Source organism: Amycolatopsis sp. 3B14, from assembly GCF_050958625.1.
GTDB classification, from domain to species: Bacteria; Actinomycetota; Actinomycetes; order Mycobacteriales; family Pseudonocardiaceae; genus Amycolatopsis_E; species Amycolatopsis_E thermoflava.
Genome location: NZ_JBHZEN010000043.1, coordinates 107,023 through 129,819, shown reverse-complemented (window position 1 = coordinate 129,819; position 22,797 = coordinate 107,023). Strand labels below are relative to the sequence as shown.

Annotated in this window: 22 protein-coding genes, 1 other RNA gene and 1 pseudogene; 7 read left to right on the top strand and 17 right to left on the bottom strand. The window is 72.0% G+C overall.

Annotation, left to right across the window (positions count from 1 at the left end):
• Positions 1–3 precede the first annotated feature (3 nt).
• Positions 4–372, bottom strand: coding sequence for a YbaB/EbfC family nucleoid-associated protein (locus tag ACCP09_RS24230; RefSeq protein WP_026153601.1), 369 nt, complete (start codon positions 370–372; stop codon positions 4–6).
• 60 nt (positions 373–432) lie between these two features.
• Here ACCP09_RS24230 and ACCP09_RS24225 point away from each other — a divergent pair, with 60 nt between their 5' ends.
• Positions 433–1,242 (top strand): N-acetylmuramoyl-L-alanine amidase, encoded by an 810-nt coding sequence (locus ACCP09_RS24225; RefSeq protein ID WP_433750461.1) that lies wholly within the window; start codon positions 433–435, stop codon positions 1,240–1,242.
• Between the two features lie 307 nt (positions 1,243–1,549).
• Here ACCP09_RS24225 and ACCP09_RS24220 read toward each other — a convergent pair whose 3' ends face one another.
• Positions 1,550–3,658, bottom strand: a complete 2,109-nt coding sequence (locus ACCP09_RS24220) for a DNA polymerase III subunit gamma and tau (RefSeq protein WP_433750458.1) — start codon at positions 3,656–3,658, stop codon at positions 1,550–1,552.
• 50 nt (positions 3,659–3,708) lie between these two features.
• On the opposite strand from ACCP09_RS24220, the gene ACCP09_RS24215 reads away from it, so the two are divergent.
• On the top strand, positions 3,709–4,419 hold the full coding sequence (locus ACCP09_RS24215; protein ID WP_433750455.1) for a class I SAM-dependent methyltransferase: 711 nt from the start codon (positions 3,709–3,711) through the stop codon (positions 4,417–4,419).
• Between the two features lie 126 nt (positions 4,420–4,545).
• Here ACCP09_RS24215 and ffs read toward each other — a convergent pair.
• The 5 genes from ffs to ACCP09_RS24190 all read right to left on the bottom strand — a co-directional run bounded on the left by ffs (position 4,546) and on the right by ACCP09_RS24190 (position 10,070).
• An RNA gene (ffs, locus tag ACCP09_RS24210) (signal recognition particle sRNA small type) lies at positions 4,546–4,642 on the bottom strand.
• Between the two features lie 8 nt (positions 4,643–4,650).
• Complete coding sequence (locus ACCP09_RS24205) at positions 4,651–6,507, bottom strand: ArnT family glycosyltransferase (RefSeq protein ID WP_433750452.1); 1,857 nt, start codon at positions 6,505–6,507, stop codon at positions 4,651–4,653.
• A 15-nt stretch (positions 6,508–6,522) separates the two neighbouring features.
• The gene (locus tag ACCP09_RS24200; RefSeq protein ID WP_433750449.1) at positions 6,523–7,758 is read right to left on the bottom strand and encodes a glycosyltransferase; all 1,236 of its coding nucleotides are present in this window, start codon (positions 7,756–7,758) and stop codon (positions 6,523–6,525) included.
• 79 nt (positions 7,759–7,837) lie between these two features.
• The gene (locus ACCP09_RS24195; RefSeq protein ID WP_433750446.1) at positions 7,838–9,343 is read right to left on the bottom strand and encodes a HAMP domain-containing sensor histidine kinase; all 1,506 of its coding nucleotides are present in this window, start codon (positions 9,341–9,343) and stop codon (positions 7,838–7,840) included.
• Positions 9,321–10,070, bottom strand: coding sequence for a response regulator transcription factor (locus ACCP09_RS24190; RefSeq protein ID WP_433750443.1), 750 nt, complete (start codon positions 10,068–10,070; stop codon positions 9,321–9,323). Before ACCP09_RS24190 ends, ACCP09_RS24195 begins: the two co-directional genes overlap by 23 nt.
• 177 nt (positions 10,071–10,247) lie before the next feature.
• Between ACCP09_RS24190 and ACCP09_RS24185 the strand changes: the two genes are divergently transcribed.
• Positions 10,248–10,829, top strand: a complete 582-nt coding sequence (locus ACCP09_RS24185; protein WP_123684578.1) for a hypothetical protein — start codon at positions 10,248–10,250, stop codon at positions 10,827–10,829.
• Positions 10,830–10,918: 89 nt separating this feature from the next.
• On the opposite strand, the gene ACCP09_RS24180 is transcribed toward ACCP09_RS24185, so the two are convergent.
• Positions 10,919–11,170 carry a DUF397 domain-containing protein gene (locus ACCP09_RS24180; protein WP_027933510.1) on the bottom strand — a complete coding sequence of 84 codons (252 nt, stop codon included), beginning with the start codon at positions 11,168–11,170 and terminating at the stop codon, positions 10,919–10,921.
• A 203-nt stretch (positions 11,171–11,373) separates the two neighbouring features.
• On the opposite strand from ACCP09_RS24180, the gene ACCP09_RS24175 reads away from it, so the two are divergent.
• Together ACCP09_RS24175 and ACCP09_RS24170 are read left to right on the top strand one after the other, a co-directional pair.
• Positions 11,374–11,817: a hypothetical protein gene (locus ACCP09_RS24175; RefSeq protein ID WP_433750440.1), complete on the top strand. Its 444-nt coding sequence runs from the start codon at positions 11,374–11,376 to the stop codon at positions 11,815–11,817.
• Positions 11,814–11,978, top strand: coding sequence for a hypothetical protein (locus tag ACCP09_RS24170; RefSeq protein WP_167499064.1), 165 nt, complete (start codon positions 11,814–11,816; stop codon positions 11,976–11,978). The genes ACCP09_RS24175 and ACCP09_RS24170 overlap by 4 nt, the downstream gene beginning before the upstream one ends.
• A 101-nt stretch (positions 11,979–12,079) precedes the next feature.
• Here the strand turns inward: ACCP09_RS24170 and ACCP09_RS24165 are convergent, their stop codons facing one another.
• Positions 12,080–12,925 (bottom strand): SAM-dependent methyltransferase, encoded by an 846-nt coding sequence (locus ACCP09_RS24165; RefSeq protein WP_269462662.1) that lies wholly within the window; start codon positions 12,923–12,925, stop codon positions 12,080–12,082.
• A 34-nt stretch (positions 12,926–12,959) separates the two neighbouring features.
• Entirely contained in the window at positions 12,960–13,817 is an 858-nt protein-coding gene (locus ACCP09_RS24160) for a helix-turn-helix domain-containing protein (RefSeq protein ID WP_027933507.1), read from the bottom strand.
• Between the two features lie 219 nt (positions 13,818–14,036).
• Between ACCP09_RS24160 and gndA the strand changes: the two genes are divergently transcribed.
• Positions 14,037–15,476, top strand: a complete 1,440-nt coding sequence (gene gndA, locus ACCP09_RS24155; protein WP_027933506.1) for an NADP-dependent phosphogluconate dehydrogenase — start codon at positions 14,037–14,039, stop codon at positions 15,474–15,476.
• Positions 15,477–15,562: 86 nt separating this feature from the next.
• Here gndA and ACCP09_RS24150 read toward each other — a convergent pair whose 3' ends face one another.
• The 4 genes and pseudogenes from ACCP09_RS24150 to ACCP09_RS24135 all read right to left on the bottom strand — a co-directional run bounded on the left by ACCP09_RS24150 (position 15,563) and on the right by ACCP09_RS24135 (position 18,695).
• Positions 15,563–16,279, bottom strand: a complete 717-nt coding sequence (locus ACCP09_RS24150) for a Clp protease N-terminal domain-containing protein (protein WP_027933505.1) — start codon at positions 16,277–16,279, stop codon at positions 15,563–15,565.
• A 153-nt stretch (positions 16,280–16,432) separates the two neighbouring features.
• A pseudogene (locus tag ACCP09_RS24145) lies at positions 16,433–16,574 on the bottom strand (IS982 family transposase); the annotation flags it as partial.
• Positions 16,575–16,668: 94 nt separating this feature from the next.
• The gene (gene pobA / locus ACCP09_RS24140) at positions 16,669–17,865 is read right to left on the bottom strand and encodes a 4-hydroxybenzoate 3-monooxygenase (protein ID WP_123684576.1); all 1,197 of its coding nucleotides are present in this window, start codon (positions 17,863–17,865) and stop codon (positions 16,669–16,671) included.
• 86 nt (positions 17,866–17,951) lie between these two features.
• Complete coding sequence (locus ACCP09_RS24135) at positions 17,952–18,695, bottom strand: SDR family oxidoreductase (protein ID WP_123684575.1); 744 nt, start codon at positions 18,693–18,695, stop codon at positions 17,952–17,954.
• A gap of 55 nt (positions 18,696–18,750) precedes the next feature.
• Here ACCP09_RS24135 and ACCP09_RS24130 point away from each other — a divergent pair, with 55 nt between their 5' ends.
• A complete protein-coding gene (locus ACCP09_RS24130) occupies positions 18,751–19,242 on the top strand; it encodes an RrF2 family transcriptional regulator (RefSeq protein WP_378363329.1) in 492 nt (163 codons plus the stop codon).
• A gap of 349 nt (positions 19,243–19,591) precedes the next feature.
• Here the strand turns inward: ACCP09_RS24130 and ACCP09_RS24125 are convergent, their stop codons facing one another.
• The 3 genes from ACCP09_RS24125 to ACCP09_RS24115 form a co-directional block, all read right to left on the bottom strand.
• Positions 19,592–20,368, bottom strand: coding sequence for an IclR family transcriptional regulator (locus ACCP09_RS24125; protein WP_020418264.1), 777 nt, complete (start codon positions 20,366–20,368; stop codon positions 19,592–19,594).
• A 9-nt stretch (positions 20,369–20,377) separates the two neighbouring features.
• Entirely contained in the window at positions 20,378–21,502 is a 1,125-nt protein-coding gene (locus ACCP09_RS24120; protein ID WP_027933501.1) for a 5-methyltetrahydropteroyltriglutamate--homocysteine S-methyltransferase, read from the bottom strand.
• Between the two features lie 90 nt (positions 21,503–21,592).
• Complete coding sequence (locus tag ACCP09_RS24115; protein ID WP_433750429.1) at positions 21,593–22,753, bottom strand: beta-ketoacyl synthase N-terminal-like domain-containing protein; 1,161 nt, start codon at positions 22,751–22,753, stop codon at positions 21,593–21,595.
• Positions 22,754–22,797 lie beyond the last annotated feature (44 nt).

Sequence of the window (22,797 nt, the reverse complement as noted above, 5' to 3'; positions counted from 1 at the left end):
CCGCTACTTCAGGCCGGGCAGACCGAGTCCGCCGAGGTCGGGCATGCCGCCGCCACCGCCGAGGGCGCCGGCGACCGGGCCGAGCTTCTCCTCGGTGAGCTTCTGGGCGCTGCTCATCGCGTCCCGCACCGCGGCGACCACCAGGTCGGCGAGCGTCTCGGTGTCCTCCGGGTCGACCGCCTTCGGGTCGATCTGCAGGGACTTCAGCTCCATGCCGCCGGTGACGGTCGCCTTGACCAGGCCACCGCCGGACGTGCCGGTCACCTCGGTGCGGGCGAGCTCCTCCTGCGCGGCGACGAGCTGCTGCTGCATCTGCTGCGCCTGCTGCAGGATGGCCTGCATGTCGGGCATTCCACCGCCGGGTTGCACCATGATCCCCGTTTCGTCGTGCTGTCCTGTGGGTCCCAGCGTAGCTCGCACGGCTGTGGCACCGTGTTCGCCGTGCGCAGTCTCGTGGGGTTGGTGTTGAGCGGGGTGTTCCTGGTCGCCGGGTGCTCGTCGCCGCCTGTTCCGTCCGACGTGGCCCGGGTGTCTTCGGCTCCCGCACCGTCGTCGTCGGTTGCCTCGTCGGTGGCGCGGGAGCCGCTGACGGTGGTGCTGGACCCCGGGCACAACGGCGGCAACGCGCGGCGGCCGGACGTGATCGGCGCCCCGGTGCCCGCCGGACGCGGCAAGACGAAGCCGTGCAACACGACGGGCACGGCGACGGACCGCGGGTACGCGGAGCACGCGTTCAACTGGGATGTGGCGCAGCGAGTGGGTTCACTGTTGGAGGCGCAGGGGGTGCGGGTGGTCTACACGCGCGCGGACGACACCGGGGTGGGCCCGTGCGTGGACGAACGCGCGGCGATCGGAAACCGAGCCGGTGCGGCGGCGGTGGTGTCGATCCACGCGGACGGCGCGACGGCGGCCGGCGCCAGGGGCTTCCACGTGGCGTACTCGGCACCCCCGCTGAACGCGGCGCAAGGCGCGCCGTCGGTGGACCTGGCCGAGGCGATGCGGTCGGGGTTGCTCGCCGGTGGGTTCCCGTTGTCCGACTACCTGGGTTCGGACGGCCTGGCCCCCCGGGACGATCTGGCCGGCCTGAACCTTTCGGAACGCCCGGCGGTCCTGGTGGAGTGCGGGAACATGCGGAATGCCGGAGAGGCCGCGGTGATGTCCAGTGTGGACGGACGTCAACGCTACGCCTCGGCGATCGCCGCCGGGGTGGTTGCGTTTTTGCGGGAGCACGCGGGTTTCTAAGCCCCAGCGCGAGTCCCACCTTCGCGGGCGCGAGTCCGACGCTCCCCGGCGCGAGTCCCACGTTGGCGGGCGCGAGTCCCACCTTCGCGGGCACGAGTCCCACGCTCCCCGGCATGAGTCTCACCTTCGCGGGCGCGGGTTGGTTGATCAGGCGCGCACGCAGTCTTCGGTCAACAGGTGTTTCCGGGGCCGCCGCCACGCGCGGCTTCCGCACGCCCCACTCCGTTGGGCCACTGGCTCCGCCGAGCCGCCCGCGCCAGGCGAGCGCGGCCGCCAACGGCTTCCGCATGAACGCGCTGCGCGCGGGTCAGTCGATCGGCTGCGCGCCCAGGTGTTCGGCCAGCAGGCGGCGCGCCAGTTCCTCCGGGTCGTTCTGCGGCGCGGGCATCGCGTCCGGCACTGGGCCGCCCGATTCGGCCATCATCGATTCCTCGTCGTCCGGCTCGGGCGGGAGGGGGATGTCGTCCGCGGGCTCCGGGGGTGGCTGCGGCGCCCTCGGCGCGGGCTCGGGCGGCGGGGCCGGGCTGGCCGCCGGTGTCGGGCGCTGGAAGGTCCGCTGTTGCTGCTGCGGGGCCTCCCTGGTGGGCGGATTCGGGCGCGGGCTCGGGCCGTCGCGGCGGGCCGAACCTCCTCCACCACCACCGCCGTGCACGCACCGCACCTGCCACGTTCCGCCGAGCACCTCGTGCAGCGCGCCGGCGATGAAGTCCGCGTTGCGCGGCTCCGACAACCGCCGCGCGAGGGGCTCCGCGCTGTGCGCCAGCACGACCACCGAACCCTCGACGCTCTGCACCGTGGCATTGATCATCATCGCCTCGGTGCTGCGGCTCGTCTTCCGGATGGCGGCCAGCAGGTCCGGCCAGACCCGGCGGATCGCGGCCGCGTCGATGCCTCCCGGCGCGGCCGCCTCGGCGGGGGCCTCGTCAGGGACCGCGGGCTCGGTGGGGCGGCGCACCGGCGCCTCCGGCGCCGCAGGACGCGCCACCGCCGCCGGACGCGACTCCACAGGACGCGCCTCCGCCGGAGCCGGAGCCGAAGCCGGGCGCACAGCCGCGGGGCTCTGCTCCGGCGCGGCGGTCGGCTCGGTGGCCCGGCGGGCGGGCGCTTCCGGCGCCGGACGCGCAGGAGCCTCGGCCGCCGGCCGCGACGGCGCGGCAGCCGCCGGGGCCGCCGCGCGTTGTGACGGCCGCTGGAACCGCTCGGGTGCAGCAGCGGCGACCTGACCGTCGGCGGCGGGCAGGCTTCCCCCGCCGCTCACCGTGACCCGCCGCTCCAGGCGCTCCAACCGCTGCAGCACCGCCGCTTCGCTTTCCGACGCCGACGGCAGCAGCATGCGGGCGCACAACAGTTCCAGCAGCAGCCGCGGCGCGGTGGCGCCCCGCATCTCCAGCAGGCCGTTGTGCACGATCTCCGCGTACCGGGTCAGCGTCGCCAGGCCGGCGCGCTCGGCCTGCGCCGTCATGCGGTCCAGTTCGTCCGCGGGCGCGGACACCAGGTTGCGCGCCGCCGCGTCCGGGACCGACCGCAGCAGCACCAGGTCACGCAGCCGGTCCAGCAGGTCGCTCGCGAAGCGGCGCGGCTCGTGCCCGGCCTCGACCAGGCGCTCGACCGTGCCGAACACCGCCGCCGAGTCGTCCGCGGCGAGGCCGTCGATCATGTCGTCGATCAGCGCCGAGTCGGTGACGCCGAGCAGCGAGATGGCCCTGTCGTAGGTCACGCCGTCCGGGCCCGCGCCGGCCAGCAGCTGGTCCAGCACCGACTGCGTGTCGCGCGCCGAGCCGCCGCCCGCGCGGATCACCAGCGGGTACACGGCCGGGTCGACGTGGATGCCCTCGGCTGCGACGTTGCGCTCCAGCAGGTCGCGCATCGCGCTCGGCGGGATCAGCCGGAACGGGTAGTGGTGCGTCCGCGACCGGATGGTGGGCAGCACCTTGTCCGGTTCGGTGGTCGCGAAGATGAAGATCAGGTGCTCCGGCGGCTCCTCGACGATCTTCAGCAGGGCGTTGAAGCCCTGCGTCGTGACCATGTGGGCCTCGTCGATGATGAACACCCGGTACCGCGACTCGGCAGGCGCGTAGAAGGCACGGTCACGCAGCTCGCGGGCGTCGTCGACACCACCGTGGCTGGCCGCGTCGAGTTCGGTGACGTCGATGCTGCCCGGCCCCTCCGGCGCCAGCGCGCGGCACGAGTCGCACTTGCCGCACGGGTCCGGGGTGGGGCCTTCGACGCAGTTCAGCGAGCGGGCCATGATGCGCGCGCTGGACGTCTTGCCGCAGCCGCGCGGCCCGCTGAACAGGTACGCGTGGTTGATGCGGCCCGCGGTGAGCGCGGCACGCAGCGGTTCGGTGACGTGCTCCTGCCCGACGACCTCGGCGAAGGTCGCCGGACGGTACTTGCGGTAGAGAGCCAGGGCCACGAGGCGAGAGTACCGGCCGCCACCGACAAGCTCGGACTAGCCTGCTGGGCGTGACCCGCCGCTTCTACGACCGGCTGGCCGCGGACTACCACCGCATCTACGCGGACTGGCCGTCGAGCGTCCGCCGTCAGGGCGAAGCACTGCACCGGCTGCTGGGCGGACACCCGCGGCGGGTGCTGGACTGCGCGTGCGGCATCGGCACCCAGGCCGTCGGCCTCGCCGCGCAGGGCCACGAGGTGACGGGCACCGATCTCAGCCCCGCCGCGCTCGCGCGGGTCACCGGCATCCCGGTCGCCGCCGCCGACATGCGTGCCCTGCCGTTCCCGGACGCGACGTTCGACGCGGTGGTGTGCGCCGACAACTCACTCCCGCACCTGCTGACGCCCGAGGACGTGCGCCGGGCGCTCACCGAAATGCACCGCGTCCTCCGCCGAGGCGGCCGGCTGATCGTGAGTACCCGCGACTACGACGAGGCCAGACGCACCCACCCCGCCGCCACGCGCCCATCAGTGCACGAGGCCCCGGACGGCCGCACGATCACTTTCCAACTCTGGCACTGGCACCCCGACGGCACCCATTACGACGTCGAACTCTTCCAGGTGTTCCCGGACCTGACGACGACGGTCCACACAACGACGTACTGGGCGATCACCCGAGCCGAACTGCAGGACTTCGTCGAAGCCGCTGGGTTCTCCACCCCAACATGGCACGAGCCTGAGGAGAGCGGATTCTTCCAGCCAATCCTGACGGCAAAAACCTGAGCTGGTCCAAACCCAACGCGCCCAGCGCCCGCCAGACCGAGGAGCTCGCACCGTGGGGGTCCGGGGGGTCGCCCCCCGAAAAAACACAGTGGACGAAGTCCCCTTTCAAGAAGGGCGAGGCCCTTCATGAAAGGGGACCCCCGCACCCGTCAGAGCCTGCTTATCCTTGCTGCCTTCCGGCCCTGGGGAGGTTCACAGGATGGACGCCGCGGGGGTCCGCCTCCAGTGTACTCAACCGGTCGTCGCGCCTGTCGTCAGGTCGTAGACCGTGCTGCCGCCCACCGTCTGAGCTGTGAAGTTCTCCGCCACCCACTGCGCGATCTCGCCGGAGCCGCCCCGGCCCATGCCGCCCATGCCGCCGGAGACGTAGTACGTGATCTCGCCGCGGGCGACGTACTGCTGGAACTCCGCCAGCGTCGGCGCGGGGTCCCCGCCGTTGAAGCCGCCGATGGCGATCACAGCGGTGTCGGAGTTCAGCGCGAGGCCGGCCGCGGACTGGGAGCCGTTGGTCGCCGCCGACCACTTGGTGGTCGTCTGCCGGAGCAGCGCGATCAGTTCGGCCGACTCGGCTCCTGCCCGGTCGCCGAAGCCCATGGAGTTGCCGGACGGCCCGGACGTCGGGATGGACCCGGTGTGCCCCTGGCTCGCGGTGACCACGGCGTACGCGGCCGGCGCGAGCAGTCCGGTGATCACCCCGGCGACGGCGAGGACGATCCCCGCGCGCCGGATCCGGTCGAGCCCGAAGAGCAGCCCGGCCACCACGAGCGCGGTCAGCACCAGCAGCACCCAGCGCAGCCACGGCTGCCAGTCCGGGGTGCGGGCCAGCAGGATGAAGTCCCACACCCCGGTCGCGGCGAGCATCAGCGCGAGCACGATCCGGGCGGCGAAGTTGTGCCGTCCGCGCCACAGTTCGACCGTGCCGATGCCGACCAGCCCGGCGATGCCCGGGGCGAGGGCCACCGTGTAGTACGGGTGGATCGTGCCGCTCATGAAGCTGAACACCAGCGCGGTGACGACCGTCCAGCCGCCCCACAGCAGCAGCGCGGCACGCGTGCGGTCCAGGCGCGGCGCGAACCGGGTGAACCACAGCCCGGCGGCCAGCGCGATCAGCGCGGCGGGCAGCAGCCACGAGATCTCCAGGCCGAACGCGGCGCCGAACATGCGGAACAGGCCGGTCTCGCCGCCGAACATGGTGTTGCCGCCCATGCCGCCGCCACCGCCGCCGTTGCCGTCGCCGCCGAAGATGCGGCCGAGGCCGTTGTAGCCGAAGGCCAGCTCCAGCGGCGTGTTGTCGGTGGACCCGCCGATGTAGGGCCGGGACTCGGTGGGCCACCACGCGACCGCCACGATCCACCAGCCGGTCGCCACCACGAGCGCGACCGCGGCGCCGAGAAGCTGCAGCAGCCGCCTGCCCAGCCCGGTCGGCGCCGCGACCAGGTACACCAGCGCGAACGCCGGCAGCACCAGGAACGCCTGCAGCATCTTGGTGAGGAACCCGAACCCGAGCGCGGCGCCGGCGAGCAGCAGCCAGCCGGTGCTCGCCCGGTCCAGCGCCCGGACGGTGCAGTAGGCGCCGGCCACCATCAGCAGCACCAGCAGCGCGTCCGGGTTGTTGAACTTGAACATCAGCGCCGCGACCGGCGTCAGCGCGAGCGCCGCCCCGGCGATCAGCCCCGCCAGCGGACCCGACGTGCGCCGCACCGCGGCGTACAGCAGCGCCACCGAACCGACGCCGCACAAGGCGTTGGGCAGCAGCATGCTGAAGCTGGAGAAGCCGAGCAGCCGCCCGGACAGCGCCATCAGCCACAGCGACGCGGGCGGTTTGTCGACCGTGATGACGTTGCCCGGGTCGAGCGACCCGAAGAACAACGCCTCCCAGTTCTTCGTCCCGGCCTGCACGGCCATGGCGTAGAAGTCGTTGGCGTAGCCGGACGCGCTCAGGTTCCACAGGTACAGCGCGGCGGTCGCGACCAGCAGGACGGCGACCGCCGGACGGACCCACGGGGGCCGTCCGGCCGTCCGCGTTCGCGCCGCGGCGGGGACCGGCCCGAGGCGGGCCGGATCGGAGGAAACAGCCGCAGTCGACATGTCGAGTCGGTTCTCCTATCGGTTCTTTCGGAAGACCCAGTTGCGGAACAGCAGGAACCGCAGGACGGTCGCGGCCAGGTTGGCCAGCACGAGCACCACCAGCTCGGCGAACCGGCCCGGTTCGGCGCCGGCGTGCAGGAGCGCGAGTGATCCGCTGGTCAGCGCCAGCCCGAGGCCGAAGACGATCAAGCCTTCGAACTGGTGCCGCCCGGCGCCCTTCGACCCGCGCACGCCGAAGGTGAACCGCCGGTTGGCCGCGGTGTTGGCGACCGCGGTGACCAGCAACGCGATCAGGTTCGCCGCCTGCGCGCCGACCCCGGTGCGCAGCAGGAGGTAGAGCACCAGGTAGGCCAGGGTGCTGCCGACGCCGATCGCGGCGAACCGGACGAGCTGCCTGGCCAGTTTCGGCGGGACGCCGGGTTCGGTGACGGCGATCGGGTGCCTCCCCAGCTGGGCGCGGATCTGGCTGATGGGCAGGGTGCCGCGGGCGAAGCCGCGGATCATCCTGGCGACGCCCTTGAGGTCCGCGGTGGCGGTGGCGACGATGTCGACCGACGAGTCCGGGTCGTCCACCCAGTCCACCGGCACCTCGTGGATGCGCAGGCCGGAGCGCTGCGCGAGGACGAGCAGCTCGGTGTCGAAGAACCAGCCGGTGTCCTCGACCAGCGGCAGCAGTTCGCGGGCGACGTCGGCGCGGATGGCCTTGAAACCGCACTGCGCGTCGGTGAACCGGGCGGCGAGTGCGCCGCGCAGGATCAGGTTGTAGCAGCGCGAGATGAACTCGCGCTTGGGTCCGCGCACCACCCGGGCGCCGCGCGCGAGCCGGGAGCCGATCGCGAGGTCGGAGTGCCCGGAGATGAGCGGCGCGACCAGCGGGAACAGTGCGGCGAGGTCGGTGGACAGGTCGACGTCCATGTAGGCCAGCACCTGGGCGTCGGAGGCGGACCAGACGGCGTTGAGCGCGCGGCCGCGGCCCTTCTGGTCCAGGTGCCGCACCTCGACCTCGGGCAGCTCTTCGGCGAGCGCCCGCGCGATCGCCAGCGTCGAGTCGGTGCTCGCGTTGTCGGCGACGGTGATGCGGAACGGGTAGGGCAGCGCGTCGGACAGGTAGGCGTGCAGGCGGCGCACGCAGGGCGCGAGGTCGGTCTCCTCGTTGTACACGGGGACGACGACGTCGAGGACCGGGGACGTGCTCCGTTGCGGTGGGTCGGCCGGCCGAGGTGCGGGAGAGGCGTCGGCGGAGGTCGTCATGAACACTGACGGTGGCCCGCCGCGTTGTGGCGATCATGTGCCCGAGCTGTGCGGAGCCTGTGAGCGGCTCCCGAAGGAGCTACCTGGGGAAACGCACCGTGAATTCGGTGTGACCCGGCTTGCTTTCGACGCCGACGCGGCCGCGGTGGGCGGCGACGACGGCGGCCACGATCGCCAGCCCGAGACCGGTGCTGCCGGCCGCGCGGGACCGGGACGTGTCGCCGCGGGCGAAGCGCTCGAACACCGTCGGCAGGACCTCCGGCGCGATGCCGGGACCATTGTCGGACACCCGCAGCACGACCTCGTCGCCCTCGACGGACAGCTTGGTAGTGACCACCGTGTCCGGCGGGGTGTGGGTGCGGGCGTTGTTGAGCAGGTTGAGCACGACCTGGTGCAGCTGGTCGGCGTCGCCGACGACGGTGATCGGGTCGGCCGGCACGTCGAGCAGCCACCGGTGGTCGCGCCCGGCGACATGCGCGTCGGACACCGCGTCGGCGACGATGCGGGAGAAGTCGACCGGCTCGTAGACGCGGTGCCGCCCGGAGTCCAGGCGCGCGAGCAGCAGCAGGTCCTCGACCAGGGTCGTCATCCGGGCCGATTCGGACTCGACGCGGCCCAACGCGAACGCGATGTCCGGCGGCACGCTGTCGCCGCTGTCGCCGCTGCGCCGCGCCAGCTCGGCGTACCCGCGGATGGCCGCGAGCGGCGTGCGCAGCTCGTGGCTGGCGTCGGCGACGAACTGCCGCACCCGGCTTTCGCTGGCCTGCCGCGCGTTCAGCGCCGCGCCGACGTGCCCGAGCATCTGGTTGAACGCCGCGCCGACCTTGCCGACCTCGGTGCGGGTGTCGGTGTCCACCGGCGGCACCCGGATCGACAACGCCACCTCGCCGCGGTCGAGCTGCAGCTGGGACACCTTCGATGCGGTGTCCGCCAGCCGGTCCAGCGGGCGCATGGTCTGCCGGATGGTGATCGCGCCGAGCCCGCCCGCGATGAGCAGCCCGCCGAGCGCGACCCCGCCGAAGATGAAGCCGAGCCGCCACAGCGTTTCGTCCACCTCCGCCAGCGGCAGCCCGGTGATCAGGAGCGCGCCGTCCGGCGCGCGCACCGACACGACCCGGTAGTCGCCGAGCTCGCCGAGGTCGACGCTGCGCCGCTTGCCGTCGGACGGCAGCGAGAGCAGCGTGCGCAGCTCCGCGGACGGCACCGGGTCGCTGGGGAACGGGTTGTTCGAGGACGTCGAACCCCCGCGCAGCACCCCGGCCCGCACGGCGCCGTCCGGGAACACGACGACGGCCAGCGTGCCGATGCCCTGCCCGGGGACCCGCAGCGAATCCGGCGGCGGCTGGTTGGGCGAGCCGTTCCAGGAGCCCGGCGGCGGCTGGCGGGTGCCGCGTTCGCTCGCGGCGGCCAGGCGGTCGTCGAGCTGGTGGTAGAGGAAGCTGCGCAGCGCGATCTCGGTGACCAGGCCGACGACCAGGCACACGAGGGCGAGCAGCGCGATGACCTGCGCGATCAGCTTGCCGCGCAGGGAGGAGGGCAGGAGCCGCCGCGGGCGGGCGTGCTCAGCCTGCCGGTTTGAGGACATACCCCGCGCCACGCATGGTGTGGATCATCGGCTCCCTGCCTGCGTCGATCTTCTTCCGCAGGTAGGAAATGTAGAGCTCCACGATGTTGGCCTGACCGCCGAAGTCGTAACTCCACACCCGGTCCAGGATCTGGGCCTTGGACAGCACCCGCTTCGGGTTGCGCATCAGGAAGCGGAGCAGCTCGAACTCGGTCGCGGTCAGCGAGATCGGGTCGCCGCCGCGGAACACCTCGCGGCTGTCCTCGTCCAGGGTCAGGTCGCCGACTGTCAGCGTCGACCCCTCGTTGGCGGACACCACCCGCGAGCGGCGCAGCAGCGCACGCAGCCGCAGCACGACCTCTTCCAGGCTGAACGGCTTGGTGACGTAGTCGTCGCCGCCCGCGGTCAGCCCGGCGATGCGGTCCTCGACCGCGTCCCGCGCGGTGAGGAACAGCACGGGCAGGTGCGGCGCCTCGGCACGCAGCTTGCTCAGCACCTCCAGGCCGCTGGAGTCGGGCAGCATCACGTCGAGGACGACGGCGTCCGGGCGGAAGTCGCGGGCGACGCGGACCGCCTCGGTGCCGGTGCCCGCGCTGCGGGTCTCCCAGCCCTCCATGCGCAGGGCCATCGACACCAGCTCGGCCAGGGTCTCCTCGTCGTCGACCACGAGGACGCGCACCGCCGAGCCGTCGGGGTGCTTGAGGTCGGCCTTGCCCGAGCCGGTCGGCGCGGCGTTCATGCTGGTCATGGTCCCATCTTCGGCCGCCCCCGTGGGTCCTCCCTGTGACCCGTCTGTGTGTTCCCTGTGAGCGGTGGCCGCGCACAGCGTCCGCCCACCTCGCACACAGCCTGCGCACAGCCGGGCCGCCGAACCTGTGGGGTGGCAGGGGTGGACCCTGCCGCGACCGAACGCGAAAGGGACACGATGAGCACGGAGCCGACGACCACCGAGGCACCTGCCGCCGCGTGGGGCGACCCGCAGCCGCCCGCGCCGAAGTGGTCCGGCAGGAAGACCGCGATCGCCGCGGCCGTCGCGGTCGTCATCGCCGCCGTCGGCGGGGTCGCGATCTACGCGGGCACCTCATCCGAGGCGAACCAGCAGGGCGGGATGGGCGGCTTCCCGGGTGGGGGACGCATGATGGGTGGCGGCACCGCGTCGATCCTGCGCGAGGCGCTGCACGGCGACTTCACGGTGTCCGCCGACGGCGGTTACGCGGTCGAGCGGTTCCAGACCGGCGAGGTCAGCGCGCTGAGCGCCACCTCGATCACGGTGAAAAGCAAGGACGGCTACACCCAGACCTACGTGATCGACTCGTCGACGGAGAAGGCGGACAACCTGGCGACCGGCTCGACGGTCACGGTGCTGGCGAAGGTCTCCGGCGACACCGCCACGGCCACGTCGATCACGGACGGCTCGGCCCAACAGAGCTTCCCCGGTGGGCAGCAGGGCGGCTTCCCCGGTGGTCAGGGCGGGTTTCCGGGCGGCGGCAGCAGGCCGTCGAACTGATCCGGCCGGCGCTTCCGGGTCGTCCGGCGACCCGGAAGCGCCACTCGCCCGTATGTGGTCAATAACACACGAGTTTCGATAATCCCGGATCAGTGCAGGTCGAACTGGCCCGCCTTGACCCCCTCGAGGAAGGCCGCCCACTCGCCGGCGTCGAACACGAAGACCGGGCTGCTCGCCAGCTTGGTGTCGCGCACCCCGACGAGCCCTGGCGCGGCGAGGTTGACCTCCACGCAGTTCCCGCCGTTGGGCTCGCTGGCGAAGGACTTCTGCCACTTCGACTCGTCGAACAGGTGCGCCGCCGTCTGCGGGTCGTAATCCACCGGTCGCGGGTATTCCGGCATCAGTCCCTACCTCCGTGCCTGAGGTTCCGTCCCGCCGCGTGGCGAAGCGGGGCGATCCCTGGTCCTTTCGTTGGAACCACATGGGTCCAGTCGGGTGATGCAAACTTTGACCACTCGACACTGGGATTATTCCAGGAGTAGGATTATTCCCGCCGGTCGGGTCGATCACAGACCCGAGTCGCGTGTTCTGGGGGAGGTCGACGGTGCTCGGAGTGGACGTCGCGGAGCGGCCCGCGGCCCCGTGCCGGCCGGACCCGTTCATGGTCGTCGGCAAGGTCAACGGCCGGGACGAGGCCGCTCGCGTCGGCAGCCCGGCGGAAGCGCTTTCCCGGATGCTCGCCTGGCTCGCGGCGGACGCCGACGCCTCGGCGGTCTGGTACCTGCGCGAGGACTGGCCGGGCCCGGTCACCGTGATCGGCAGGCAAGCACCTGGCACCGTCCGCGAGACCCGCCGGTGCGCGCACCTGTTCCCGCTCGAACCCGGCGCGGTCCTGTGCGGCGCGCTGACCGCCGGCTGCGGCGCGCGCCTCCGGCTGCCGGAGATCGAATGGCTGCCCCTCGGCGCCGGCATGCCGTGCGAGCACTGCCTCGCCACGGCCGGCGTCTGCCGGAATCCCCGGCCGCTACTGGAAGGGGGACGGAGATGACCGTCCGGATCCTGACCGACTCGACGGTTCCGCACCGGAGCGAGCCGGCGGTGGAGACACCCGCCCGCCGCCGGTGGACGCTGCTGCCCCGCTCGTTCCGGCGGCACTGGCACGCGTGGCGGCACAGCGCGGAACTGGCGCTGCCCCGACCCCGCGGCTGACGGCTACCGCCCCGCCGCGCAACCGCAGCACCGCGTCGCCGAACCGGTACTCGTAGCGGCACTCCTCGCCGACCGCGGGCGGTTTCGGCAGATCCTGGCGGTCATCCCCGCTTCCGGCCCACTCCGCACCACCCGATCGACATCGACGGGTTCGCCACGAAGTTCCGCGTCACCGGGGACGGCGCCTCGTCCAGCCGCCACTGCGGCAGCCACACCACGCCCGGCTCCACCATTTCGAAGTCGCCGAAGAACGACACGATCTCGTCGTGCCTCCGGGAGAACGCGGGCGTGCCGGACTTCTCGTACAGCTCGAACGCCGCCCGGATGCTCGCCGCGTACTCCGCGGGCACGTCCAGGTCGTCGAACGTCGCGTGGGAGATCACCAGGTACGAGCCGGCGGGCAGGCGCGCGCGGTAGCGGGCCAGCATTTCGCCGGCGGGCTCGGCGTTCGGGATGAAGTGCAGCGCCGCGCAGAAGATCAACGCGATCGGCCGGGTCCGGTCGAGCACCCCGGCGCCCATCGCGGCCTGCCACACCGCGTCCGGGTCGCGCTGGTCCGCGCGGACGATCGCGTGCCGCTCCGGGTCGCCCTCGCGCTCCAGCAGCAACTGCCCGTGCGCGACGGCGACCTGTTCACGATCCACGTACACGCAACGGCTGCGCGGATCGAGCGCGTCGGCGATCCGGTGCACGGTGCCGACCGTGGGCCCGCCGGAGCCGACGTCGAGGAACTGGTCGATCCCGTTGCGCACGCAGTAGCGCAGCACCCGCTCCAGGAACTCCAGGTTGGCGCGCGCGATCAGGGGCGCGAACGGGACCTCGGCCAGCACCTTGTCCCCGAGGACGCGGTCCATCGCCCAGTTCCCCGTGCCGCCCAGGTAGTAGTCGTACATCCGGACGGCGTTGGGCCGGTCCAGGTCCACGTTGTCCTGATCCGGTTCAGCCACGCCCAACCCCCGACAAGTTGATCTTGAACGAAGCCTAGGCTCCCATCGCGACGCGGTACTGATCGGCCATGTTCTTCAGGAACTCGCGCGTCTCCTGCCGTTCCAGCGCCGCGCCGCGCAGGCGGTCCCACGCGTCCACGAACAGCTGGAAGTCCTTCTGGTCGTCCAGGTAGATCCCGCCCGCCGAGTGTTCGATGTAGACGAAGTCCCTGGTGCGGTCGGGGAAGCGCATGATCGTGAAGTCGTTGGGCACCGCGGCCAGCCGGGCCCCGAACGGCAGCACGTGGATGTACACCCGCTGGCGCCGGTCCAGCTCCAGCAGGTGCTCGATCTGGTCCAGCATCACCGCGGGCGCCCGGCCGCCGGGAGCGCGGTGCAGCGCGGCCTCGCTGATGATGAACCGGTAGTACGGCGGCTGCGGCTGGTCGAAGACGGACTTGCGGTCCAGCCGGTTGCGCACCAGCGACGTCACGTCGGTGGCGCCGAACTCGGTGAACTGCTTGAGCATGTAGTGCTCGGACTGCAGCGGGCCGGGGATGCGCTCGCCGTGCCACGTCATGATCTCGACGGCCGCGGGCTCGAGGTCGGTGAACGTCCGGAACCAGTGCGGCACGACGGACCGGTAGCCGGACCAGGCGCCCCGCTGCCCGGCCGCGGCGCGCGCCAGGCTCATGAGCGCCTCCGACTCGTCGCCGTTGATGCCGAACGCCTCCAGCATGGTGCGCACGTCGCCGAGCTTGACGCCCACCGCGCCGGACTCGATCTTGTTGACCTTGCCCTGCGTGCACCCGAGCACCTCGGCGACCTGCTGCTGGGTCATCTTCGCGGCCAGTCGCGCGTGCCGGAGCTCGTTGCCGAGTTGCTTGCGACGGGAAGTAACGGTGCTAGCCATTGCCTATTTCCGCGCCCTCACCCGCTCCACGGCACCTCGTCCCGCCTCGTCCCCTGGTAGTGGAACCCATGACCGTACTCCATGCCGCACCGTAGCGCGGCGATGACTGGATGGAGTTTGGCAGGAAAAGTGGTTGAACGCTAGTTACCCACGCGTTCACCTGCGGGAACAGGGCTTCGCGCTAGGGTGCGGAGAGAGCTTCGAGAGGGAAGGCTGCGCATGAGCAAGAAGGCGAGCATCGGCGTCACGGGCCTGGCCGTCATGGGCCGGAACCTGGCGCGCAACCTGGCGCGGCACGGGCACACCGTCGCCCTGCACAACCGCTCGGAACAGCGCACACGCGACCTGGTGGAGCAGTTCGGCGACGAAGGCGAATTCATCCCCACCTACTCCGCGCAGGAGTTCGTGGACGCGCTCGAGCGGCCGCGCAAGCTGGTGATCATGGTCAAGGCCGGCGCCCCGACGGACGCGGTCATCGAGGAGTTCGCGCCGCTGCTCGAAGAGGGCGACGTGATCGTCGACGCGGGCAACGCGCACTTCGCCGACACCCGGCGCCGCGAGGCCGCCCTGCGCGAGCGCGGACTGCACTTCGTCGGCACCGGCGTCTCCGGCGGCGAGGAGGGCGCGCTGCACGGGCCGAGCATCATGCCCGGCGGATCGAAGGAGTCCTACGAGTCGCTCGGGCCGCTGTTCGAGAGCATCTCGGCGAAGGTCGACGGCGACCCATGCTGCACCCACATCGGCCCGGACGGCGCCGGGCACTTCGTGAAGATGGTGCACAACGGCATCGAGTACTCCGACATGCAGCTGATCGCGGAGTCGTTCGACCTGCTGCGCGGCGCGCTCGGGTACGAGCCGGCGCAGATCGCGGAGGTGTTCCGGACCTGGAACACCGGCAGGCTGGACTCGTACCTGATCGAGATCACCGCCGAGGTGCTGGCGCACACCGACGCCGCGACCGGCAAGCCGTTCGTCGACGTGGTGACCGACCAGGCCGAGCAGAAGGGCACCGGCCGCTGGACCGTGCAGATCGGCCTGGACCTCGGCGTGCCGATCAGCGGCATCGCGGAGGCGGTGTTCGCGCGGTCCCTGTCCGGCAGCGCGGACCTGCGCACGGCCAGCCGCGGCCTGCCCGGCCCGTCGCGTGCCCCGCTGACCGGTGCGGCGGCGGAGACCTTCGCCGACGACGTCGAGCGCGCGCTGTACGCGTCGAAGATCGTCGCCTACGCGCAGGGCTTCAACCAGATCCAGGCAGGCGGCGCGGAGTACGGCTGGGACATCGACCTCGGCGCGCTGGCCGCGATCTGGCGCGGCGGCTGCATCATCCGGGCGAAGTTCCTGGACGACATCCGCTCCGCCTACGCCGCCGAGCCGGGCCTGCCGACGCTGCTCACCGCGGGCGACTTCCGCAAGGCCGTCGAGGACGCGCAGGACTCGTGGCGGTCGGTGATCTCCACCGCGGTGCGGCTGGGCATCCCGACGCCGGGCTTCTCGACCGCGCTGGCCTACTACGACGGCCTGCGCGCCGAGCGACTCCCGGCCGCCCTGGTGCAGGGCCAGCGCGACTTCTTCGGCGCGCACACCTACCGCCGGGTCGACCGGGAGGGCTCGTTCCACACCCGCTGGGCCGAGGACGGCCGTCCCGAGGTTGAGGCATAGCTGGACGCAAAGCGTCGCCGTCGAGGGTGGTGGCACGGAAGCGGCCGGCCCTGATCGGCGCGTGACGGGCGCCCGCGCGGCGCCCGTCACGCGTCCGGGAACATGCCCCGCAGCATCTCCCGGATCTGCCCCTCGACGGCGTCCTTCGTGATCCCGAGTTCGGTGAGCACGTCGTAGGCCGGGCCCTCGGCCTGGTCGAGCAGGGCGAGCAGCATGTGCTCGGTGCCGACGTAGTTGTGCCCCAGCCGCAAGGCTTCCCGCACGGTGAGCTGGATGACCTTGCGGCCGCCGGCACTGAACGGGATGTGCGCGGGCAGCTCGCCGTCCACCGGCGGCGGGAGGGTCGCGTTGACGCGTTCGCCGACCGATTCCGGTGTCACGCCGAGGTTTTCCACCGCCTTCGCCGCGAGCCCGTCCCGCTCGCCGATCACGCCGATCAGGATGTGCGTGGTCTCGATCTGCTCGTTGCCCGCACCCCGCGCGACCTTCTCGGCGTTGACGATCGCCCGGCGGGCGCGTTCGGTGAAGCGGCTGAACGCCTCCAGGCCGGCGCCGGGGGAATCCTTCGGCACGAACCGCTTCTGCGCCGCCTGCTTGGAAACGCCCATGCTGGCGCCGATTTCCGTCCACGACGCGCCGCTCCGCCGCGCCTGGTCGACGAAGTGGCCGATCAGGTGGTCGGCCACGTCGCCGAGGTGCTCGCCGAGGAGCACCGCGTCGGAGAGCTGCTGGAGCGGGTCGGAGTCCGGGTGCTGCCGCTTGATGGCCTCGATCAAGTCGTCGAGGCGGACTGAACTGGTCATGCGTCAACCCTAGGTTGACGATCTTGGGCCGTCAACCCGGGGTTGACGTTTCCGCTTCAGGCGAACGGCAGCCCGACCGCTTCGGCGAGCGCTTCTGGACGCGGCTCCCGAACCCGGCCAGATCGAGAACCGTGGCGTTGGGCGATGCGGACGCCGACGGTTGTAGCCGGTCTGGCTGGGCAGGTAGCGGAACGCGCCGGGCATCCGGGCGGGCAGGAACCGCAGCCAGCGGGCCTCGGAGGTGAACCCCCCGCAGCGCCTGACCCACGGCCAGGGTGACCAGCTCGGCGTCAGCTTCGGCGGTCTGCTTGTTCGGCGCCGGCCCGCCAGGTCTGTCGTCACAAACGGAACCTGGACACCCTTCGTCCCTCTCCGGTCACCACCCAGACTTACGCATTACTCGTCCAGGCGAACGGCAGCCCCACGTAGTTCTCCGCCACGCTCGTCGCCGCGGCACGGGACGACGCTGTGTACCGCAGTTGCGACAGCTGGAGCCGCCGGGTGAAGTCGTCCGCCGACGGGTCCACGTGCAGCATCGAGGTCATGTACCAGGAGAAGTGCTCGGCCCGCCACACGCGCCGCAGGCAGGTGTCCGAATAGGACTCCGCCAGCTCGCTCCGCTTGTGCTGCAACAGTTCCACCAGCGCACGGGACAGCACGCGCACGTCGGCGACGGCCAGGTTCATGCCCTTCGCCCCGGTCGGCGGCACGATGTGCGCCGCGTCGCCGGCGAGGAACAGTCGTCCGTACTGCATGGGCTCGGTGACGAAGCTGCGCATCGGCGTGATGCCCTTGTCCAGGATCGGCCCCTCGCGCAGCACGAAGTCGTGCGCGTTCGTGGTGAGCCGGACGTCCAGCTCGGACCAGATGCGGTCGTCGGACCAGTTTTCGATCTTCTCGTCGCTGGGCACCTGCAGGTAGAGCCGCGTGATCTCCGGCGAGCGCATGCTGTGCAGGGCGAACCCGCGCTCGTGGTGGGTGTAGATCAGCTCCTCGTGCGACGGCGGGGTCTGCGCCAGCACACCCAGCCAGGCGAACGGATACTCGCGGTCGAAGGTCTTGACCTTGTCCGCGGGGATCGTCGGCCGGCTGACGCCGTGGAAGCCGTCGCACCCGGCGATCACGTCGCACGCCAGGGTCTGCGCCGCGCCGTCGGAGTCCCGGTAGGTGATGCGCGGGCTTTCGGTGTCCACGTCGTGCAGTTCGACGTCGCTGACCTCGAACCGGATCGGGTAGCCCTTGGCCTCGTGCGCGGCGATCAGGTCCTTGACGATCTCCTGCTGCCCGTACACCGTGATCGACTTGCCGGTCAGCTCGGTGAGGGCGATGCGGTGGTCCTGCCCGTCGAACCGCAGCGAAAACCCGTGGTGCGGCAGGCCTTCGGCATCCAACCTCGTGCCGACGCCGATCTCCCGCAGCAGCTCGACCGTCGGGTGCTCGCAGACCCCGGCGCGCACCCGCTTCTCCACGTAGGCGCGGCTGCGCGTCTCGAGGACCACGGCGTCGACACCCTCGGCGTGCAGCAGGTACGACAAGAGCAGACCGGCCGGCCCGGCGCCGATGATCCCGACCTGTGTGCGCGTCACTGCGTCCTCCAAACTCCGCTGTTCCGGCACCCAGCATGCGGGTCGGCCCGGGCCGTGGGCCAGCAGGGCTTCCACTCAGCGGGAGCTCAGTGCTGCTCGGCGAGCCAGTCGTCGAACGAGGTCGGCGCGAGCCGGGCGCCCTCGCCGGGCAGCATCACCTCACCGGCCATCTCCGGCCCGAACAGGCCGGACCAGGTCGGCACGAACTTCGCCGACCGGCCGCGCGCCGCGTACGTGCGGCGCGCCATGTCGACGAGGTCCTGCGGATCCGGGCCGGCGAGGTCGAGGCGGTCGCGGAGCGGTTCGCCGGTGGCGACCTCGGCGAGCACGGCGGCCACGTCCGCGGGGGCGATCGGCTGCACCAGCAGCGGCGCGATGGTCACCACCCCGTCCTGCTCGCCCCAGCCCGCGACCATCTCGGCGAAGTCGTGGAACTGGGCGGCGCGGACGATCGACCACGGCACCCGGCCGGCGGCGACCAGGCCCTCCTGCTCGCGCTTGCCCGCGTAGTGCGCGTTGCCCTCGACGCGGTCGACGCCGAGGATCGACAGCAGGACGTGGTGCCGCACCCCGGCGCGTTCCTCGGCCGCGAGCAGGTTGCGCGTGGCGTTCCCGAAGTAGGCGACCGTCTCGTCTCTGCCCATCGGCGGTGCGCTGAGGGCGTCGACGACCGCGTCGACGCCGGTCAGGGCGTCGTCCAGGCCCGCGCCGGTGGCGAGGTCGATCCCGAGCGAGCGGCTGATCCGCACCACTTCGTGCCCGTCCCGCTCGAGCGCGGCCACGGTGCGGCTGCCGATGTTGCCGGTGGCGCCGGCGACTGCGATTCGCATGCTTCCTCCTATTGTGGATTTCTTAGGTCCATAATATCGGAGATACACTGTGGTTGTGAAGCTGCCATCGAGCACCGAGTGGGTTCTGCACTGCGCCACCTCGCTGGCGCAGCTCGAGCCCGGGTCCACCGCGTCGACGGCGCAGCTCGCGGAGTACTTCGACCTGCCGGCGCCCTACCTCGCCAAGCAGCTGAAGGCGCTGGTCCGGGCCGGTGTGCTGACGGCGACGACCGGCCCCCGCGGCGGCTTCCGGCTGGCGAGGCCCGCGTCGGAGATCACACTGCTGGAGATCGTCGAGGCGGTGGATGGGGCGTCCGCGCCGTACGAGTGCCGGGAGATCCGGCAGCGGGGCAGGGGCGCGCTGCCGCCCGAGGACTGCCGTGACACGTGCGTGCTGGCCGCGAAGATGGCGGAGGCCCACGAGGCCTGGCGGGCCAGCCTGGCGGCGGAGTCCCTGGGCGACATCGTGGCCGGACTGCCGGAGTGGGCGCCGGACCGCACGCGCCGCCTGCTGACCGGCATCACGCCGGCCCGCCGGACCAGCTGACACGCGGAGCAGCCGAGCCGGGGCACAACTGAGCCGCGGCGCCCGGGCACGCAGGTGCGCGGCAGCGCCCCACGGGGCACCGGCATCACACCCGCCCCGCCGGACCCAGCCACCCTCGGTGCTCAGCAGGACCGCAGCGGCTGGAGGCCCCGCGCCATCCCGGTGCCGCGCCTGGACTGCTCGAGCGCCCGCGGCGCCCAGCCCCCCCAGATCAGCGCGGCTCAGCGGGCGCCCGCGCGGGCTTCGGGCGTCGGCATCGGGTCGCGCACCGGGGCTGCCGCCGCGCTCACGGCGTCCCGCGCCGCCGAGAGCCCCGCGCGGGCACCGGCGTCACCACCAACCCGCCCCCTCAGCTGGGCTGCCGCAAGGCTCGCGGCGCCCCCAGCGTCCGCGAAATCCCCCGCGCCGCAGCGCGCACGGCCGGCACCATCGATCTCGGATCCGGCCCCGCGGCCGGGATGACGATCGAGATCGCCGCCACCACCGCGTCGTCCGCCCCGTACACCGGCGCCGCCACGGACAGGGACACCATCTCCACCTGCCGGTCGCTGATCACGTACCCGTCGCGCCGCACGTCGGCCAGTACCCGGCGCAGCTCGTCGGCACCGGTGATCGTCTTGGGGGTGTACCGGCGCAGCGGCGCGGCCAGCACCTGTTCCTGCACGTCGGACGGCGCGTGCGCGAGCAGCACGAGCCCGACGCCGGTCGCGTGCGCGGCCAGCCGCCCGCCGGGGCGGGACACGATGCTCACCGCGTTGCGCCCGGATATCCGCTCCACGTAGACGACATCCGGCACGTCGAGCACCGCGAGCTGCACGTTCTCGTGCGTGGCCTCGTACAGGTCCTCCAGGAACGGCATCGCCGCGTCACGCAGCACCGGCCCGCGCGGCGACAGCGACGCGACCTCCCACAGCCACAGCCCGACCCGGTACTGCCCGTCGTCCTGCCGTTCCAGCGCCCCGCGCCGCGCCAGCTCGCCGACCAGCCGGTGCGTGGTCGACAACGGCAGCCCGGTGCGGCGGCTCAGCTCGGACAGCGTCATCGCCGGGCGCTCGGGGGTGAACGCGGCCAGCACGTCCAGCACGCGGTCGACGACCGAGGGCGCCTGCGCCGATGTGTGCCGCATCAGCCCAGGTTAACGGCCCCACACGAGCTCGGCGGTTTCGACGATCCGCTCCAGCTTCGCCTTCTGCTCGTCCTGGGTGAGGTCGTTGCCCTCCTCCGTCGAGGAGAACCCGCACTGCCCGGACAGGCACAGCTGGTCCAGGTCGACGTAGCGCGCCGCCTCGTCGATGCGCCGCCGCAGCGAGTCGACCGACTCCAGCTCGCCGCGCTTGGTGGTGACCAGGCCGAGCACGACGTACTTGCCCTTCGGCACGAACCGCAGCGGCTCGAACCCGCCGGAGCGCTCGTCGTCGAACTCCAGGAAGTAGCCGTCCACCTCCAGCTCGTTGAACAGCGCGTCGGCGACGAAGTCGTACCCGCCGGAGGCCACCCACGAGGAGCGGAAGTTGCCGCGGCACAGGTGGGTGGTGACCGTCAGGCCCTCCGGGCGGCCGGCGAGCGCGGCGTTCATCGTCTTGATGTTGCGCACGTGCTGCTTGTCCGGGTCGCCGCCCATCTCCGCGACGAGCTGCCGCTGCGCCGGGTCGTTGAGGTAGGCGAGGCTGGTGTCGTCGAGCTGCAGGTAGGTGCAGCCCAGTTCGGCCATCCCGGCGATCTCCTTGGCGTACGCGGCGGCCAGATCGCGGTAGAACTCCTCCAGGTCGGGGTAGACCTGCTCGGAGACGGCGCGGCGGCCGCCCCGGTAGTAGATCATGCTGGGCGACGGGATGGTCTGCTTCGGCGTCTGTGTTTCGTCCACAATGGACTTGAGGAACGCGAAGTGGTCACCGAAGATCGTGCCGGACAGCCCGACCTTGCCGTCGACCTTCAGCCCAGCCGGGCTGAACTCGATGTCCCCGGCCGCGTTGTGGAACTTGACGTGCAGCCTCTCGTCGCTGCGGGAGATCCCGTCGAGGGCGTAGATGAAGTCCATGTGCCAGGAGGCGCGGCGGAACTCGCCGTCGGTCGCCGAGCGGAGCCCGACCTCGCGCTGCATCGCGACGACGTCGCGGATGGCGCTGTCCTCCACGGCCTTCAGGTCGTCGGCGCCGATGGCGCCATTGGCGAAGTCCTCGCGGGCCCGGTGGAGTTCGGCGGGCCGCAGCAGGCTGCCCACGTGATCGGCGCGGAACGGCGGTGTCGTGCGCACAGTCATGCCCCGATCTTCGGACAGCGCACCACCGCGCACAAGCCCGCCTTCCGCCCCGCGGCAACCCCCTTGCCGGCCGCGGGGCGGAGGCCGCGATCAGGCGGGCGGGCCGAGCACGACGACCGAGTTGTGGCCGCCCATGCCGAGCGACGACTTCACGGTCAGGCCGTCACCGATCGGCACCCGGCCGGTGAGCAGCTGCGGGTGCCCAGGGGCCACCGCGGGCGGCGCCGGGACGTACCCGCGGTCGTACCCGAGCGCGGCGACCGACACCTCCACCGCCGAGGCCGCACCCTGGCAGTGCCCGACGAGCGGCTTGACCGAGTACACCCCGGTCAACGGCCCGAACTCCTCTTCGAGGATGGTCGCCTCGGCGGTGTCGCACTGCTTGGTCCCCGGCCCGTGCGCGTTGAGGTAGCGCACCGCGGCGGCGGGCACCCCGGCGTTGGCCAGCGCGTCCCGGAAGCAGCCGCGGACCTGGCCGAGGTCCGGGTCGACCGAGGTCACGTGGTACCCGTCATGCGTCATCGCGCCGCCGAGGGCGACCGCGTACGGGCGGGTCGCGTTCCGCGACAGCACGAACGCGACCGACGCCTCGCCCATCAGGAACCCGCGGCTGCCCTCCTGGAACGGACGGCACGCCTCGAGCGGCTCGGTGTCGGTCACCGCCACCCCGAGCCGGACGAAATGCAGGACGTTCTCCGGCGTCGCGGAGATGTCGGTGGCGACGAACACCACGTCGTCCACGATGCCGGCGTCCAGCCACGCCTTGGCGGTGAGCAGCCCGGCATTGCCGGAGGCGCACATCGCCGAGACGTTCATCGCCGGGCCGTGGAACCCGTACTCCTGCATGAAGGTGGACATCGGCGTGGACGGCATCAGCCCGAGGTACTCGCGGGGCCGCAGGTCACGGCCCCGGTCGAGGTAGAACTCCCGCCAGAGGTCCACCTCGCCGAGCACGACGGCGTGCAGGAGTCCGACGCGCTTCCCGGGCTGCCAGCCGCGCTCCCCCGCGTCGGCGATCGCCTCCCTGGCCGCGGCGCGCATCGCCCGCGCGAACCGGCTCGGTCCGTCCATCGGGTTACCGCCGTCGGTCACCTTCGCCACCCAGCCGGGTTCGTCCGGGTGGGCGCCGTACCCGGCTTCCAGCCCGGCCGCGGGCTTGCCGGACGTCAGGCCGTCCCACAGGTGCTCGCGGCCCCAGCCGTAGCCGGTGACCGCTCCGATTCCGCAGATTGCCATTTGCCGCGAGTCCATCGCACTCGCCCCTCCTTCGTCATTGCCTCTACGATCCGTCCCGA